The following is a 14,994-nucleotide window of genomic DNA, read 5'->3' as shown; positions in this document are numbered from 1 at the left end:
TGGCGGCACCACCGGCACACCCAAGGTCGCGGCCCACACCCATCGCAATCAGGCCGTGATGGCGTGGAGCCTCGCGCTCGCCGGTGGCGGAGAGCCCGGCCGGACCATCGTCGCGGGTCTGCCCCTGTTCCACGTCAACGCCCTGCTGGTGACGGCGCTCGCGCCGATGGTGACAGGAGCGACGGCGATCTGGCCGAGCCCGCTCGGCTACCGCGATCCGCATCTGTACTCCGTGTTCTGGCGGCTCGTCGAGCACTACCGGCCCCGGGCCATGTCCGCGGTGCCGACCGTCTACTCCTTCCTGTCGGCCGTTCCCGTGGACGCGGACATCAGCTCGCTGGAGCTGCCGGTCGTCGGTGCGGCACCCCTGCCCGAGCAGGTGGGCCGAGCCTTCGCCCGGGCAACGGGCCTGGAACTGCACGAGGGGTACGGACTCACCGAAGGGACCTGTGCGACCTCCGCCACGCCGATCGGTGACGTCCGCGCGGGGTCGGTCGGCCTGCGGTTGCCCTACCAGAAGGTGGTGGCGGCCGACGTCGACGACGCGACCGGGCAGGTGCGCGAACTCCCCGCGGGACAGACGGGTGAGTTGCTGATCAGCGGCCCCACCGTGTTCGCGGGCTATCTGCGACGGGACGGCGACCGCAGGTGGACGGAGAGGGACGGGAGCGTGGTCGACGGACGGCTGCGCACCGGGGACCTCGGTTTCGTGCAGGAGGAGAGGATCCACCTGCGGGGCAGGCAGAAGGACGTGATCATTCGCGGTGGGCACAACATCGACCCCGCCGTCGTCGAGGACGCCCTGCTCGGCCATCCCGCGGTGACAGGCGCCGCGGCTGTCGGCAGGCCCGACCGCGGCGCGGGCGAGATCCCGGTGGCCTTCGTCACGCTCGCGGGCACCGGTGCCACGGTCGAGGAGCTGACGGCCTGGGCGGCCCGGCACATCAGCGAACCCGCGGCCCGTCCCAGGACCGTCACCGTCCTCGACGCCATCCCGCTGACGGAGATCGGCAAGCCGTTCAAGCCCGCGCTCCGCGAGGCCGCGGCCGCCCGCCACTTCCGTGAGGAACTGGCGGCGTGCGGCATCGACGACGCCGCGGTGCGTACGGAGCACGAAGGCGGCCGTCTCGTCGTGCAGCTGTCGGGCGCTGCGGCCGTCCGCGCGGCCGACGTGCTCCACGGGTACGGCGTGGAGATCCGCACGGCCGACGAGAGGACGGACCCGTGACAGCCGACGACCGTCGGGACGTGATCGTGGTCGGCGCCGGACCCACCGGGCTCGCCGCGGCGACGCTCCTCGGGCAGTACGGCCTGCGTGTCGCCGTGGTCGAGCGGTACCAGGACGTCTACCCGCTGCCCCGGGGCGTCCATCTCGACGACGAGGTGTACCGGATCCTCCACCGGCTGGGCATCGGCGAGGCGTTCGCCGCGCACACCCGTCCCGCGGCGGGCCTGCGGCTCGTCGACGACCGCCACCGGGTGCTGGCCACGTTCACCCGGCACGGGGCGACGCCGGCGGGCATCCCCCAGGCCAACATGTTCGACCAGCCCGCTCTCGAACGGCTGCTGAGGGACCGTCTCGAGAGCCTGCCGCAGGCCGAGATACTGGGCGGCCACGAGATGGTGCGCCTCGACACGTCGGACGCCGGATCCGTCGGCGCCCGGCTGCGACGCCCCGACGGATCGACGGTCGACCTGCGCGCGCCCTACGTGGTGGCCTGCGACGGTGCCAACAGCGCGGTCCGCGGGCAGCTCGGGATCGGTGACGACGACCTCGGCTTCGACCAGCGCTGGCTGGTCGTCGACGTCCGCTGCGCCCTCGACCTCGATGCCTGGGACGGCGTGCACCAGGTCTGCGACCCCCATCGGGCCGGCACCTACATGAGGGTCGGACAGGACCGCTACCGCTGGGAGTTCCGGCTGCTCGACGGAGAGAACGCCTCCGACTTCGAGGGCATCCCGGACCTGCGGCCCCTGATCGGCCCGTGGACCCGCACCGTCCCGGACACCGGCCTGGAGCTGCTGCGGTGCACGGAGTACACCTTCCGCGCCCGGGTCGCGCGACGCTGGAGGGACGGCAGGGTCTTCCTCGCCGGCGACGCCGCCCACGTCACGCCGCCCTTCATCGGCCAGGGCCTGTGCACCGGGCTGCGCGACGCGTACAACCTCGCATGGAAACTTGCCGCGGTGCTGCGCGCCGACGCCGATCCGGCGCTTCTGGACTCGTACGAAGAGGAACGTCGTCCGCATGCGACCACGATGATCAGACGGGCCAAGGGCATGGGGCAGTTGATGACGGGCGGCGGTCGGATCGCCTCGCTCGCGCGACGGCACCTCATCCCCGCCCTTGCACGATCTCAGGCGGTCCGGCGCACGCTCCTGGACAGCCGCACTCCGCCTCTCACGCCGGGGACGCGCATCTCGCGCAGCACGCCTCGCGCCGTCCGTGGAGCGCTGCTTCCGCTGGTCCGGCTGGCAGGCCCCGGCGGCGAACCCGTCCTGGTCGACGAGATCCTGGGGGAGCGCACCACCGTGGTCGCACTGCCGGGCACCGACCTCGCGGCCGTGCCCGGCGGACACCCCTCGGCGTGGCTGACCGTCGATCCGGGGGGCGACGGTGGCGAACGGCTCCTGGCCCGGTGGCTGCTCGACGCCGGGGTCGGATGGGTCCGGGTCGACCCCGACCGCGTGGTCGGTGCCGCGGGACCGGCGCGGTGGGCGCGGTGAGCCGGAGCCCGGCGGGCACACAGCAGGGCGCGGCCGGGCGGGGCGGAAGGTGCGGCCGGTCGGCCGGGCCGGTGGCCCACTCCGATACGATCTCCGCCATGTCGGAACGGCCACCCACCCGTGTGGAGCGGCGCAAGCTGCGGACCCGCACCGCGTTGATCGAGGCCGCGCAGGAGATCTATGCCGAGCGCGGTGACTTCGACGTGAGCATCCAGCAGATCACCGAGGCCGCTGACGTCGGCTTCGGAACGTTCTACAACCACTTCCCGTCCAAGTCCGAGCTGCTCGACGCCGCGATCGCGCAGGCGCTCGAGGCGCACGCCGCGTGGCTGGAGGAGTTGCTGGCCGACGTCGATGACGCGGCCGTGGTCTTCGCGACCTCGATGCGGCTGACGGTGCGACTCGTCCGGACGCGGCCGCGTCTCGCGAAAGTGATGATGAACAGCCGGGGCGCACTGCTCACCGCGCCGTTCGGCCACGCTGTGCACGCACGTCGCGACCTCGAGGCGGCCGAGGCCGCCGGTCGCTTCGTCATCGAGAACGTGGACGTCGCGCTCGCCTGCACGGCGGGATGCCTGATCGCCACCATGCATGTGTGCGCCGACGCCGCGCCGGACGCCGTCGACGCCCTGGCCGATCAGGCGGTGCGGAGCGTGCTGCGCATGTTCGGGATGCCCGAGGCCGAGGTGGTGCGCATCGTGGCGTTGCCCCTTCCCTCCGTCGAGCCGTCGGCCGAGCCGGCCTGACGCCCGCGCCCGCACCCGCAGTCACGGCGGCGATCGGCCCCTGCGCGCTGACCGCACCGTCCCAGGCTGCGGTCAGGAGGCGCGTCCGGGGCCGGGAACCCGCCCACGGGCCGGTGTCCTCAGGCCGAGGGGCCGCAGGCTGTGGGCCACCAGGTTGACCGCTCCGTCAGCCCGTTCGACGCGCCCGCGGATCAGCAGGCCCGCGTGGTCCACGGCGAGCTTCATGTGCGCGTCCCAGACCGGCGGTGGCACGATCACATTGGTCATGCCGGTCTCGTCCTCGACGTTGAGGAAGCATGTCCCCTTCGCGGTGGGCGGGCGCTGGCGGTGGGTGACGAGGCCCCCGACGGTGGTGCGGGTGCCGTCCGGCAGTGTGCGCACCTCGGCCGCGGTCACCACTCCGCAGGACTTCAGCTGGGCGCGGAGATGCTGCACGGGGTGGCTGTCGGGGCTCGCCCCCGTGGCCCACAGGTCGGCGAAGGTCTGCTCCACCACGGTCATGGCGGGCAGCTCGGGCGCCTCGGGCGGTGCGGTCGTCCCCGGCAGATACCCTTCGTCCGCGCCCGCCAGCGCCCCCGCTGCCCACAGCGCCTCGCGCCGGTCCACGCCGAACGTGACGAGCGCCCCGGCGGTCGCGAGGTTCTCCAGGACCTTCACCGGCAGGCGGGTGCGCCGGGCGAAGTCCTCCAGGTCTCGGTACGGGCGCCCGGCGATGACCGCCTCGGCCGCCGCGTCCGGCATCCCCCGCGTTCCGCTCAGACCGAGCCGGATCGCCTGCCCGCCCCTGGAGCCCTCGTCCGCCTCGAGCCCCGCATGCAGCCCCGAGCGGGCCACGTCCACCCCGTGCACCCGGACTCCGCGGCGGCGTGCGTCGCCGATCAGGGTCAGCGGCGAGTAGAAACCCATCGGCTGGTTGGCCAGGACCCCCGCGATGAACGCCGCCGGGTAGTGCACTTTCAGCCAGGCCGAGGCGTACACGATGTGCGCGAGTGACTGGGAGTGCGACTCGGGGAAGCCGTACCCCGAGAACGCCTGGATCATCGTGTAGAGCTCCTCGGCGGCCCGCTCCCCGATCCCGCGCTCGGCCATACCGGCGAGCAGCCTCCGCCGCAGTTCCGCGACCCGCTCGGGTGCGTGCTTGGCGGCGAGCGCCTTGCGCAGGGTGTCCGCCTCACCGGGTCCGAACCCGGCACAGTCCATCGCGAGCAGCATCATCTGCTCCTGGTAGAGCGGGACGCCGAGGGTACGTCGCAGGGCGCGTTCGGCGAGGGGATGCGGGTAGGAGACCGGCTCCTTCCCGGCCCGCCGCCGCAGATACGGATGCACGGATCCGCCCTGGATCGGACCGGGCCGGATCAGGGACACGGCGACCACGAGGTCCTGGAAGGTACGTGGCCTCAGCCGAGGCAGCGTCGACATCTGGGCCCGCGACTCGACTTGGAAGAGACCCACGGTGTCCGCACGCGAGATCATCTCGAAAACGGCCGGGTCGTCAGGCGGGATCGACGCCAAGTCGTAGGTGGCGCCGTGGTGTTCGGCGATCAGATCACAGGTCGTGTGCAGGGCGGAGAGCATGCCGAGTCCGAGCAGGTCGATCTTCACGAGCCCCGCCTCCTCCGCATCCTCCTTGTCCCCCTGGAGCACACTGCGATCCTCGGCGGTGGCCCACTCGACGGGCATCACCTCACCGATCGGGCGGCGGGTGAGCACCATGCCGCCGGAGTGCACACCGAGGTGGCGGGGCAGTCCGGCGAGCTCTCCGGCCAGTTCGCGCACGTCCACGGGGATGTCGTCGTCGTCCTCACCCGGTGGTTCGTGGTGGTGGATGTGCCGGGTCATCTCGTCGATCCGTCCGGTCGGGTAGCCGAGCGCGCGGGCGGAGTCCCGGACGGCGAGCCGGGGGCGGTACGTGATGATGTTGGCGACCTGGGCGGCGTGGCTGCGGCCCCACCGCTCGTACACGTACTGGATGACCTCCTCGCGGCGGGCGTTCTCGATGTCGATGTCGATGTCCGGGGTCTCGGCCCGCTCCAGGGACAGGAAGCGCTCGAAGAGCAGTTGGTGCCTGATCGGGTCGACGGCGGTGATGCCGAGGACGTGGCAGACCACGGAGTTGGCGGCCGAGCCCCGGCCCTGACACCAGATGCCGTGGTCCACGGACCAGCGCACGATGTCCCAGACGATCAGGAAGTAGCCGGCCATGTCGAGCCGGTCGATGACCCCGAGTTCCTTCTCCAGCTGAATCCAGGCCGTGTGTGCCGCCTCGCCGCGGGGACCGTAGCGGCGTTCGGCGGCCCGCGTCGCGAGCTCCCGCAGGTACGACATCTCGGTGTGGCCGAACGGCACGGGAAAGCCGGGCAGTTCGGGCCTGAGGTCGCAGAGGTCGATCGCGCAGGCGCGGCCCAGCTCCACGGTGGCCTCGTGCACGCCGGGGTAGCGGGCCAGGCGCCGGGCCATGTCGTCCGGGGCCCGCAGATGCGCGGTGGGCGCCGCGGGCAGGTGGCCGGCGGCGTGGTCCAGGGTCTCGCGGCGGCGCAGCGCCGTCAGCGCCTGGGCCAGCCGGGCATCACGCGGGCGGGCGTACGTCACGGCGTTCGAGGCGACGACCGGCAGGCCGAGACGGTGGGCGGCGGCGTACACGGCGTCGTTGCGCACGGAGTCGGCGGGCAGCGCGTGGTCGATCAGCTCGACGTGGAGATGCTCCGGGCCGAGGAGCTCGACGAGGGCCGGGAGCCGGCGCGGGCCGGTCTCGGGGCAGCCGGTGAGAACCGCCAGGTGTCCGTCCCGTACGGCCTCGGCGAACCGTGCCGGGTCGTACACCGGTCGCTGCTTGGCGCCGGCGAGCTGGGCGGCGCTGATCAGCGCGGACAGCCGGCTGAAGCCGGTCAGGTCACGGGCGAGGACGAGCACGGGGCCGTACGGGGCGGGCAGGCCCAGTTCCGCACCGTGCACCGCGCGCAGACCGTGCCGACGGGCCGCGGCGGCCAGCCTGCGCGCGGCGTAGAGCCCATCGCGGTCGGTCACGGCGAGCACCTCGACCCCGAGGCGCGCCGCCTCCGCGGCGAGCACCTCCGGGGAACAGGCGCCTTGCAGGAACGAGAACGAGGAGTGCACGTGCAGCTCGGCCCATCCGAGCGGCGCGGGTGCGGTGCCGCGGCCTCGGGTGGGCAGCCGCAGCACCTCACCCATAGTGCGCCTCCGCCCACCACTGACTCTGCTCCAGGACGAGCAGCCAGGCCGGGCCCGCCTCGGTGACGACCTGCATGCGGACCAGGCGGCGGGCCCGGTCCGCGTTCCACCACTGCTCCAGGGCCGGCCACGGTCCCGCCCAGCCCTGGACCGCGGCGGGCCGGCAGCCCTTGACGACCAGCAGGGCCGGGGGCGCGGACAGCACCAGACGGGCCGAGACCGCCACCGGCTCGCCCCCGGCGTCGAGCAGCCGGGCCCGCTCCGGCCGGGCAGGCACCCATGCGGGATACGGGGCGGGCAGCCGTCCCGGCCAGGGGCCTTCGGGCAGCCGGTTCTCGGGCGGTACGTCACCGAAGGCCACCCGGATCGCCTGCTCGGCGGGGCCTCGGCCGCCCCCGGTCTCGACCCGGGTCACGGCATCGTGCCCGAGCATCGCCTGCAGCCGGGCGGCGGCGGCCTCCATCTCCGCGGTCGCCGACCGCGTGCCGAAGAGAAGCTCCTGCCGGCCGGTCGCCGCGCTCAGCGCTTCCGGGCGCAGCGCGAGCTGGGTGATGCCCGCGGCCGCTCCGCCGGCGTCGGTCAGGGCCCCGGCCTCCTGCCAGGCGGTGAGCTGCCAGCGCACCCGTTCGGCGACCGCGAGTTCCGACAGTTTCCCTTCGTGCCGCCACAGCCGGGTCAGCCGCTTCCCGCCGGTGTGCGCGTCGGCGCCCGCGAGTTCCAGGGCGACCTCGATCCGGGCGCACACCGCCCCGGCCGAGGCCAGGCGCTCGTGCAGTCGTCGTGCGAGTTCCTTCGCCGCGAACGCGACCGGCTCGAGGAGCGTGCCGGCCGGCTCGAAGTCATGGGCGACCGTGAGGTCCTGGCCGGGCGCCCGGGTGCTCAGGCCACGGGCTTCGAGGCCCCGGGCGGTGCGGTGGGCCGTCGAACCGTCCGCGCCGAAGCGGGCGGCCACCTTGCTGCCGGGCAGCACCGCGAAGGAACCGAGGGTGGGCAGACCCATCCGGGAGAGCAGCACAGCGAGCTCCGGCCGGCCGAGCACGCCCACGGGGTACGGGGCGAGGAACTGCGCGGTCCGTCCCGCCGGGACGATCCGGCCCTGGCGGGCGGCGAGCGCGGCGGCGAAGACGGTGTCCGCCATGCCCACCCGGGCCGCGAAGCCGACGGCGGCGACCGCTTCGGTGATCCGGTCGGCGAGGATCTGCTCGCCGCCGAAGTAGCGGGCGGGACCGCGTGCGGGCAGCACGAGAAGGCCGGGGCGGATCACCTCCCAGCGGGGGGCCACGTGCTGCTCCAGGTACTGCAGGACCGGTTCGAGGCAGCGGGTCTCGCCCTCCACGTCCCGTTCGAGGAGCTGTAGCCCGGGCGCGCGGCCGGTGGCCTGCCGCAGCCGCATCCCGCGGCGCACGCCGAGCGCCCGGGCCGCGGCCGAGCAGGCGACGACCTTCCCGCCGGCCACCACGGCGGTGGCGCGTGACCCGTCGGGGTTGCTGCCGTCGGCGACGACGGGCCAGTCGGGCAACCAGACACAGACGATGCGTTCGATGGGACTCACCCGACGACGTGCAGCCCGCGGCGCGCCTCGGACGGCGCGGCGGGGGGTGCGTCGACCGGGGTGTTCATGGGGTTCGGGTCGTTGTCGAAGGGGCAGGCCCGTCCGTCGGGACCGGGCAGCCACAGCCGGACGGTGCGCGGCGCCCCGCCTGCCGCTCCGCGACCGGTGGCCGAGACCTGTACGCGCCGGGCCCGCAGCAGGCCGTGGCCCTCACCGACGCCCTCCCAGCGCGACGAGGTCACGGCCATGCGCAGCTCGGCTCCCTCCCAGGCCCCGGTGGTGAGCACGACCGCTCCGGTACGGCGCAGTACGGCCGCGAGCCGCCGGGCCTGCCGGCCGGTTGCCGGACCGAGTGGACCGAGCAGCAGCACCGGCACGGCTTCCGCGAGTGTGGCGACGACCTCGGGCCAGCGCTTGCCGGGGCGGTCCACCCACAGCCCGGTGCCGATGTTCAGCCCCATCGACTCGGCGGCGAGCACCCCGAGCTGGGGCAGCCCGACGACCGCCCAGGCGCCCGCTTCGGCGGCGGCCGGTGCGGCCAGGGCGAGCAGCAGCGGCAGATCCCGTCCCACGCTCACGGCCGAGCCGGGGCGCAGTCGGCCGCCGGGCAGCAGGGACTCAAGCTCGGAGACCACCGGAAACCCGGCGCCGATTCGCTCATCGTCCCTGCTGAGGACCGGTACTGCTGACGCCATACCTTGAGCATCGGACACACGTTCGAATATTGCAAGGCGAGTCACCGGCGCCTCTGGGGTCACGGTTCCCCCACGGGCCCGGCGCGACCCGGGCGCCCCTTTCTCCGCAAGGGGGACCGGGCTCCGCGTGTGCCCCGCGTGAACTACCTCACGGGGGTCCTGGGGCGGGGCGCGTCGAAGGCGGGCGCCGCCTGATCAGCGGGCCCAGGGCGGCGCGATCCGGGTCCCGTCGCGCAGGGTCGCCTCCAGGCCCACCGACGTGGTCACCCACATCGTGGCGGGCTCGTCCGTCGCGTTCTCCACCGCGATCTCCGTGCCCGCGTTCACGATCGCCGTGTCGCCGGCGGTCAGCGGGTGTGCCGCGCCGTCGAGCGTCACGCGCAGCGAGCCGGTCAGCACGTGCAGGATCTCCTCCCGCGTCACGGTGTGCGCCGTCGCCCGCGTGCCCGCGGGGACCTCTCCCCGCCAGGCGGCCAGCTCCTTGCTGCCGCTGCCGGTGGTGGCGTACGAGACGAAGCGGACGCCGTGCATCTCGTGGACGACGGCCTCCGGTGCGCGGACTACGGGCATGGCGGTTCTCCTTCGGTCGGGGCGGCCGACGCATCGGTCACTGGTCAAGTTCCTTGACTACATGGTCAAGCAGCTTGACCATGTAGTCAAGGGTGTTTGAATGGGCCCGTGCAGAACTCCGACGCCCTCGCGCTGTCCACCGCCCTGCTCGCCGCGGCGGGCGAGCTGACCCGGCGCATCCACGAGGGTGTCGTGGCCAGGGGGTTCGACGGAGTGCGGCCCGCGCACGGTTTCGCGTTCGTGCGGATCTCCGCGGGGGACGCCACCGTCACCGACGTCGCCACGCATCTCGGGGTCACCAAGCAGGCGGCCAGTCAGCTCGTCGACGAGCTGGAGCGCAAGGGGTACGTGGAGCGGCGCCCGCACCCGGGGGATGCGCGCGCCCGGCTCGTCGTGCTCACCGAGTCCGGCCGGGCCTGCACCCGGGCCGCCGACGCGGCGGCGGCCGACGCGGTGCGTCCCTGGGTGGAGCGGCTGGGGGAGCGGGAGGCCGCCGATCTGGTGGGGAAACTGCTGGCCATCGCGCCCGACGGGCCCGTCAGGCCCCTCTGGTGACATCCCGTCAGGCGAGTGCCCCGCAAGCCCGCGCGGAAGTTTTTACCGACGCGTAACTTCAACTCTCCACTACTCGCCCGTAACTTGACTGGGCAACAGCACAGCTCACTCCTGCAACTCCCTTGAGCCGCAAGGAGATCCATGAAGCTGCCCAGAAGGACCCGGCCCGCACGGCGCCGGACCCTGCGCGCCCTGACCGTCACCGCCGCGCTGGTCGCCGCGGTCCTGGCCCCGCTCGGTGCCGCACAGGCGAGCGCCGCCGCCCCCGACCGCGGCTGGAACGACTGGTCCTGCCGGCCGTCCGCCGCCCACCCCCGCCCCGTGGTCCTCGTCCACGGCACCTTCGGCAACTCCGTCGACAACTGGCTCGTCCTCGCGCCCTACCTGGTCAAGCGCGGGTACTGCGTCTTCTCCCTGGACTACGGCCAGCTGCCCGGCGTCCCTCTCTTCAACGGCCTCGGCCCCATCGCCCGGTCGGCCGGCCAGCTCGACACCTTCGTCGACAAGGTGCGCGGCACCACGGGCGCCCCGAAGGTCGACCTCGTCGGCCACTCCCAGGGCGGCATGATGCCGCGCTACTACCTGAAGTTCCTCGGCGGCGCCGCCGAGGTGAACGCCCTCGTCGGCATCGCCCCCGACAACCACGGCACCACCCTGAGCGGCCTCACCGGACTGCTGCCCTACTTCCCGGGCGCCGAGGACCTGCTCACCCTCGCCACCCCCGGACTCGCCGACCAGATCGCCGGCTCGGACTTCGTCACCAAGCTCAACGAGGGCGGCGACACCGTCCCCGGCGTCCACTACACCGTCATCGCCACGAAGTACGACGAGGTCGTCACCCCGTACCGCACCCAGTTCCTGGACGGGCCCGACGTGCACAACGTGCTGCTCCAGGACCTGTGCCCGGTCGACATCTCCGAACACGTGACCATCGGCACCGTCGACCTCGTCGCGTACCACGAGGTCGCCAACGCCCTCGACCCCGCACACGCCACCCCGACCGACTGCGTCAACTGACGAAGCGGCCCGGCCGCGTCCCCCGAAGAGCCGGGGGACGCGGCCGGGCCGTGCCGGTGCGGCGGGGCTCAGCGGCCGTGCCGCGCACCCGCGTTCGCGCGGCGCCGCGTCGAGGCGAACAGGCCCGCCGCGCCGAGCGCCAGCGCCGCCGCGCCGCCCATCGCCAGGTACGAGGTGCTCGAGGAGCCGCCGGTCTCCGCGAGATCCTGCGAACTTCCGTTCACCTCGGGGGAGTTGCCGCCCTTCGCCGCCGTGTCGTCCCCGGCCGCGGGCGCCGCCGACGGCGAGGCCGTGTGGTCCTCGTGCGTCGCGCCGTCGCCCATGTCCATCCCGCCGTGGTCGATCGTCGACTTGTCGGCGTCCTTCGCGATCTGCGCGTCGGACGGTGCCGACGCCTTCGGTGCCGCGGCCGCCGCACCGCCGGACGAGGCGCCGCCCCCGTACGTCACGTCCGAGCAGGAGTAGAACGCCTCCGGGCTGTCCGAGCGCTGCCAGATCCCGTAGATCAGCTGACGGCCCGTGCGCTGGGGGAGCGTGCCGGAGAACGTGTAGTAGCCGCCCTCCGCCACCGGATCCGTCTTCGTCGCGACCGGGTGCTCGAGATCCAGGTCCGACCAGGCCAGCGGCTTCGACGCGTCGTAGCCCTGCTTGGTCAGATAGAGGTTGAAGGTGCCCTTGTGCGGTGCGGTCACCTTGTACTTGAACGTGTACGAGCCCGCCGAGACCTGCGTCGCGGGCCAGTCGTCCCTGGCCAGGTCCATGCCCTTGAACTCGTCCGCGTTCGCCGAGCACAGCTTGCCGTCCGGGATGTTCTCCTGGTGCTTGCCGGCCGCGGCACCGTCCCGGATGCCGTTCCAGTCGTACAGGGCCTGCGCGCCGCCCGCCGCGACCGCCGCCTTGCACGCCGCCGACGTGGGACTCTCGGCGCCCTCGGCGTAACACGCCGCGACCCGGCTGACCGGGTCGCCCAGCGTCCCGTGCGCCGCGGCGGGAGTCGCCCACAGGGCGAGCGGGACGGCGGCGGTGGCGGTGGTGGCGACGAGCCTGCGACGGCGTGCGGACATGGATGCTCCTCGGGCTTGCGGTCGTGCGAACGGGGGGTGGTGGCAAGGAAGTTAGCCCGGGAAACCGCCCCGCAGCGCCCTCGGAAGCCCTCCGGGACGATCTTTATGGCGCACTTAAGGCGCGCCTCAGACTGTGATCAGAAACCCCGCCCGCGCGCCCGCCGACGAGACGCGCGGGCGCCCCGTGCCGTAGACAGGGCGCCATGGACACCCCCATGAGCAAGCGCAAGGGCAAGGGCATGAACGACGACACCCCGCGGATCCGCCCGGCCACCGCCGCCGACGTCCCGGCCGTCCACGCCGTCACCGACGCCGCGTACCGCCCCTACATCGAGCGGATCGGCGTCGTCCCCCGGCCCATGGAGGCCGACCACGCCGCGGACGTGGCGGCGGGCCGCGTCTACGTCACGGGGGACCCGCAGATCACCGGCCTCGTCGTGGTCGAGGCGCGCCCCGGGCACCTCTTCCTCGAGAGCGTCGCCGTCCACCCCGACGCCCACGGGCAGGGGGTGGGCCGTGCCCTGCTCCACTTCGTCGACGCACACGCCCGCGCCCTCGGGCTGCCCGAGGTGCGGCTCTACACCCACGCGCTGATGTGGGAGAACCAGAAGATCTATCCGCGGTACGGATACGAGGTCGTCGAGCGCCGCACCGACGGGCCCTACGACCGCATCCACTACCGCAAGCGTCTGGACATCGTCTGACCGGCCGCCCTACTCGTCCGGCCACCACGTCCTGCGGACGTCCTTGCGCACTTCCGGACGCTCGCGGCGCGGCTCCGCGGCCTCTTCCCGAAGCCGGCGCGTGATGCTGCTCGTGCGGGCCGGCTTGTGCATGGTCACTCGGCGCATGGGGGCCTCCTGTACCTACACGGTTCCAACGTCGGCCCGATGCGGACCTGTTCGTAGACCTGTTCCCGGAGGGTGGCGCATCGAAGCGCAATTGTCAGTGGCGGTTGTCACGCGGCCGCGAGGAGCGTCGCCAGACCGGCGCCGCGGGCCAGTGACTCCAGGTCGTCCAGGGCCCGCGTCGCGGCCCGCGCCGCGCCGGGGTCCCGCCCCGCCAGCCCGCTCGCCGCGAACTCGTCCTCGTCCAGCCGGATCACCTCCGCGCCGTCCCCGGAGACCCACAGATCCAGGTCGAGGTCCTCCGAGACGAGCCCCGCGGAGTCCCGCACCACCGGCCGCGTGACATCGCAGTACCAGCCCTTGAGCGTCCCGTCGCCCGCCCGGACCTCCTTCACCGCGTACCACCGGTCACGCCAGTAGTACTCGGTGAACACGTCGCCGGGCTCGAAGCGGACGAAGCCGAAGTCGCGCACGTCCGCACCGGCCCACGCGGCCCGCACCGCGACCCGTGTCCCGTCGTCGTGCAGCAGCCGCGCCGGATAGGCGATCTTCTCCCGCCCGGCCTTGACCAGCCGGACCCGGACCGTCTCAGCCGCCGAGCTCCCTGACATGCCGCACCTCCGTCGCGTCGACCATGTAGCCGAACCACTTGTTGATCGCGAGCATCGGCCCGTTCTCCGTGTCGTTGCCCGTGTACGCCACCGTGACGCCCGCCGCGCGGGCCCGGTGCAGCGAGTCGTTCTTCGCGAGCTTGGCCAGGCCGCGGCCGCGGAAGGCGCGGTCCGTGCCGGTCATCCCCGTCGAGTAGCGGCCCTCGCCGTCCGTACGGGCCGCCGAGAACGCCGCCGGGCGGCCGTCCACCAGCGCCACCGTCGTCAGCTCGTGATTCAGGAGCGGATCGCGCCACGTGTTCCGCAGCCACTGCTCGTAGTCGCTCATCTGCGCGGGGATGTCCCCCGGCTCGTCCGCCACCGTCGCCGCGTCCAGCGCGAACAGCGGGCGCGGATCGTCCGCGAACGACGCCGCCGTGCGCAGCTCCACCCCCGCGGGCGGCGTCCGCAGCGGCGGCAGCGCGTCCGCCGTCAGGTCGAGGCGCAGGAAGTGGGCGCTGCGACTGCGCGCGTACCCGCGGGCCGCCGCCCACGCCAGGTTCGCCGCGCCGTCCAGCGCCCAGCAGAACACCCGGCGCGCGCCGTGCCCGGCCAGGTACTCCTCGGCGGTGCGCAGCAGCAGCGTGCCCGCACCGCGGCCCTGCCGGTCCGGATGCACGTACACGTTGGCGAAGCCCTGGCCCGGCTCCGGGCTGTCGTGGGCGATCCCGACCTGGGCCGTGCCGATCACCTCACCGCCGTCCGTCACCGCGACGAGCTGCCGGTAGTGCGCGTCGGGATGGGCGGTCGCCGCGTCGTGCGCGATCGAGGCCTCGGTCGCCAGCATCGCGGGCAGGCACACCCGGCGGACCCGGGCGAAGCCCTCGAGGTCCGACGGGCTGTCGGGGCGCAGGGCGCGCACGATCATCGTCATGGACGCGCACGCTACGCGCCGTCCGGGGACAGGTGCCTCCCATTTTCCGCGGCTGCGGGACAATCGGCCGGTGACCCTGAAGATCCGTGTCCAAGACACCGCCGACAGTGCCGCGCCCTACGAGCAGGTGCGCGCGCAGATCTCCGAACAGGCCCGCGCCGGGGTGCTGCCGGTCGGGCACCGGCTGCCCACCGTGCGCGGACTCGCGGAGCAGCTGGGCCTCGCCGCGAACACGGTCGCCAAGGCGTACCGGGCGCTGGAGGCGGACGGGGTGATCGAGACGCGGGGGCGCAACGGGACGTTCGTCGCCGCCGCGGGGGACGCTGCCGCTCGGGAGGCGGCGGGGGCGGCCGGGGTCTTCGCCGAGCGGGTGCGGCGGCTCGGCCTCTCGCAGGAGGCGGCGCTCGCCGCGGCCCGGGACGCGCTCCGCGCCGCCTACGAGTAGGGCCTCACCGATTTCATCGCGGCTTTCCGTGCGTGGGGGCTGGTCGCGCAGTTCCCCGCGCC

Annotated in this window: 15 protein-coding genes; 7 read left to right on the top strand and 8 right to left on the bottom strand. The window is 73.6% G+C overall.

The window, feature by feature from the left end:
- The 3 genes from GTW43_RS33510 to GTW43_RS33500 all read left to right on the top strand — a co-directional run.
- The coding region (locus GTW43_RS33510; protein ID WP_161305743.1) for an AMP-binding protein at positions 1–1,228 on the top strand (1,228 nt) is incomplete at its 5' end.
- A complete protein-coding gene (locus GTW43_RS33505; protein WP_161305613.1) occupies positions 1,225–2,727 on the top strand; it encodes a bifunctional 3-(3-hydroxy-phenyl)propionate/3-hydroxycinnamic acid hydroxylase in 1,503 nt (500 codons plus the stop codon). The genes GTW43_RS33510 and GTW43_RS33505, both read left to right, overlap by 4 nt.
- A gap of 122 nt (positions 2,728–2,849) precedes the next feature.
- The gene (locus GTW43_RS33500) at positions 2,850–3,473 is read left to right on the top strand and encodes a TetR/AcrR family transcriptional regulator (RefSeq protein ID WP_161305614.1); all 624 of its coding nucleotides are present in this window, start codon (positions 2,850–2,852) and stop codon (positions 3,471–3,473) included.
- Positions 3,474–3,545: 72 nt separating this feature from the next.
- On the opposite strand, the gene GTW43_RS33495 is transcribed toward GTW43_RS33500, so the two are convergent.
- From GTW43_RS33495 to GTW43_RS33480, 4 genes are all read right to left on the bottom strand, one after another.
- Positions 3,546–6,662 carry an error-prone DNA polymerase gene (locus GTW43_RS33495; protein WP_161305615.1) on the bottom strand — a complete coding sequence of 1,039 codons (3,117 nt, stop codon included), beginning with the start codon at positions 6,660–6,662 and terminating at the stop codon, positions 3,546–3,548.
- Entirely contained in the window at positions 6,655–8,214 is a 1,560-nt protein-coding gene (locus GTW43_RS33490) for a DNA polymerase Y family protein (protein WP_161305616.1), read from the bottom strand. Before GTW43_RS33490 ends, GTW43_RS33495 begins: the two co-directional genes overlap by 8 nt.
- Positions 8,211–8,849, bottom strand: a complete 639-nt coding sequence (locus GTW43_RS33485; RefSeq protein WP_202502248.1) for a hypothetical protein — start codon at positions 8,847–8,849, stop codon at positions 8,211–8,213. The genes GTW43_RS33490 and GTW43_RS33485 overlap by 4 nt, the downstream gene beginning before the upstream one ends.
- A 255-nt stretch (positions 8,850–9,104) precedes the next feature.
- Positions 9,105–9,479 carry a cupin domain-containing protein gene (locus GTW43_RS33480; protein WP_161305742.1) on the bottom strand — a complete coding sequence of 125 codons (375 nt, stop codon included), beginning with the start codon at positions 9,477–9,479 and terminating at the stop codon, positions 9,105–9,107.
- A gap of 108 nt (positions 9,480–9,587) precedes the next feature.
- Here GTW43_RS33480 and GTW43_RS33475 point away from each other — a divergent pair, with 108 nt between their 5' ends.
- Together GTW43_RS33475 and GTW43_RS33470 are read left to right on the top strand one after the other, a co-directional pair.
- Positions 9,588–10,034, top strand: a complete 447-nt coding sequence (locus tag GTW43_RS33475; protein WP_161305741.1) for a MarR family winged helix-turn-helix transcriptional regulator — start codon at positions 9,588–9,590, stop codon at positions 10,032–10,034.
- Between the two features lie 141 nt (positions 10,035–10,175).
- Complete coding sequence (locus GTW43_RS33470) at positions 10,176–11,051, top strand: alpha/beta fold hydrolase (RefSeq protein WP_161305740.1); 876 nt, start codon at positions 10,176–10,178, stop codon at positions 11,049–11,051.
- A 68-nt stretch (positions 11,052–11,119) separates the two neighbouring features.
- On the opposite strand, the gene GTW43_RS33465 is transcribed toward GTW43_RS33470, so the two are convergent.
- The gene (locus tag GTW43_RS33465; RefSeq protein WP_161305739.1) at positions 11,120–12,115 is read right to left on the bottom strand and encodes a lytic polysaccharide monooxygenase; all 996 of its coding nucleotides are present in this window, start codon (positions 12,113–12,115) and stop codon (positions 11,120–11,122) included.
- Positions 12,116–12,330: 215 nt separating this feature from the next.
- Here GTW43_RS33465 and GTW43_RS33460 point away from each other — a divergent pair, with 215 nt between their 5' ends.
- On the top strand, positions 12,331–12,819 hold the full coding sequence (locus GTW43_RS33460; RefSeq protein ID WP_237536948.1) for a GNAT family N-acetyltransferase: 489 nt from the start codon (positions 12,331–12,333) through the stop codon (positions 12,817–12,819).
- Between the two features lie 9 nt (positions 12,820–12,828).
- Here the strand turns inward: GTW43_RS33460 and GTW43_RS37775 are convergent, their stop codons facing one another.
- The 3 genes from GTW43_RS37775 to GTW43_RS33450 form a co-directional block, all read right to left on the bottom strand.
- A complete protein-coding gene (locus GTW43_RS37775) occupies positions 12,829–12,966 on the bottom strand; it encodes a hypothetical protein (protein WP_202502276.1) in 138 nt (45 codons plus the stop codon).
- A gap of 107 nt (positions 12,967–13,073) precedes the next feature.
- Entirely contained in the window at positions 13,074–13,574 is a 501-nt protein-coding gene (locus tag GTW43_RS33455) for a DUF402 domain-containing protein (RefSeq protein ID WP_161305738.1), read from the bottom strand.
- On the bottom strand, positions 13,552–14,487 hold the full coding sequence (locus GTW43_RS33450; protein WP_161305737.1) for a GNAT family N-acetyltransferase: 936 nt from the start codon (positions 14,485–14,487) through the stop codon (positions 13,552–13,554). The genes GTW43_RS33455 and GTW43_RS33450 overlap by 23 nt, the downstream gene beginning before the upstream one ends.
- A gap of 70 nt (positions 14,488–14,557) precedes the next feature.
- Between GTW43_RS33450 and GTW43_RS33445 the strand changes: the two genes are divergently transcribed.
- Positions 14,558–14,932 carry a GntR family transcriptional regulator gene (locus tag GTW43_RS33445; RefSeq protein WP_161305736.1) on the top strand — a complete coding sequence of 125 codons (375 nt, stop codon included), beginning with the start codon at positions 14,558–14,560 and terminating at the stop codon, positions 14,930–14,932.
- Positions 14,933–14,994 lie beyond the last annotated feature (62 nt).

The sequence above is a fragment of the Streptomyces sp. SID5785 genome (assembly GCF_009870065.1).
GTDB lineage: Bacteria > Actinomycetota > Actinomycetes > Streptomycetales > Streptomycetaceae > Streptomyces.
This window is presented reverse-complemented; position numbering and strand designations above follow the sequence as displayed.

Excerpts from the sequence above, each read along its gene's own strand:
- GTW43_RS33450 (WP_161305737.1), bottom strand. The coding sequence starts at position 14,487 with ATGACGATGATCGTGCGCGCCCTGCGCCCCGACAGCCCGTCGGACCTC.
- GTW43_RS33495 (WP_161305615.1), bottom strand. The coding sequence starts at position 6,662 with ATGGGTGAGGTGCTGCGGCTGCCCACCCGAGGCCGCGGCACCGCACCC.
- GTW43_RS33465 (WP_161305739.1), bottom strand. The coding sequence starts at position 12,115 with ATGTCCGCACGCCGTCGCAGGCTCGTCGCCACCACCGCCACCGCCGCC.
- GTW43_RS33480 (WP_161305742.1), bottom strand. The coding sequence starts at position 9,479 with ATGCCCGTAGTCCGCGCACCGGAGGCCGTCGTCCACGAGATGCACGGC.
- GTW43_RS33460 (WP_237536948.1), top strand. The coding sequence starts at position 12,331 with ATGAGCAAGCGCAAGGGCAAGGGCATGAACGACGACACCCCGCGGATC.
- GTW43_RS33455 (WP_161305738.1), bottom strand. The coding sequence starts at position 13,574 with ATGTCAGGGAGCTCGGCGGCTGAGACGGTCCGGGTCCGGCTGGTCAAG.
- GTW43_RS33470 (WP_161305740.1), top strand. The coding sequence starts at position 10,176 with ATGAAGCTGCCCAGAAGGACCCGGCCCGCACGGCGCCGGACCCTGCGC.
- GTW43_RS37775 (WP_202502276.1), bottom strand. The coding sequence starts at position 12,966 with ATGCGCCGAGTGACCATGCACAAGCCGGCCCGCACGAGCAGCATCACG.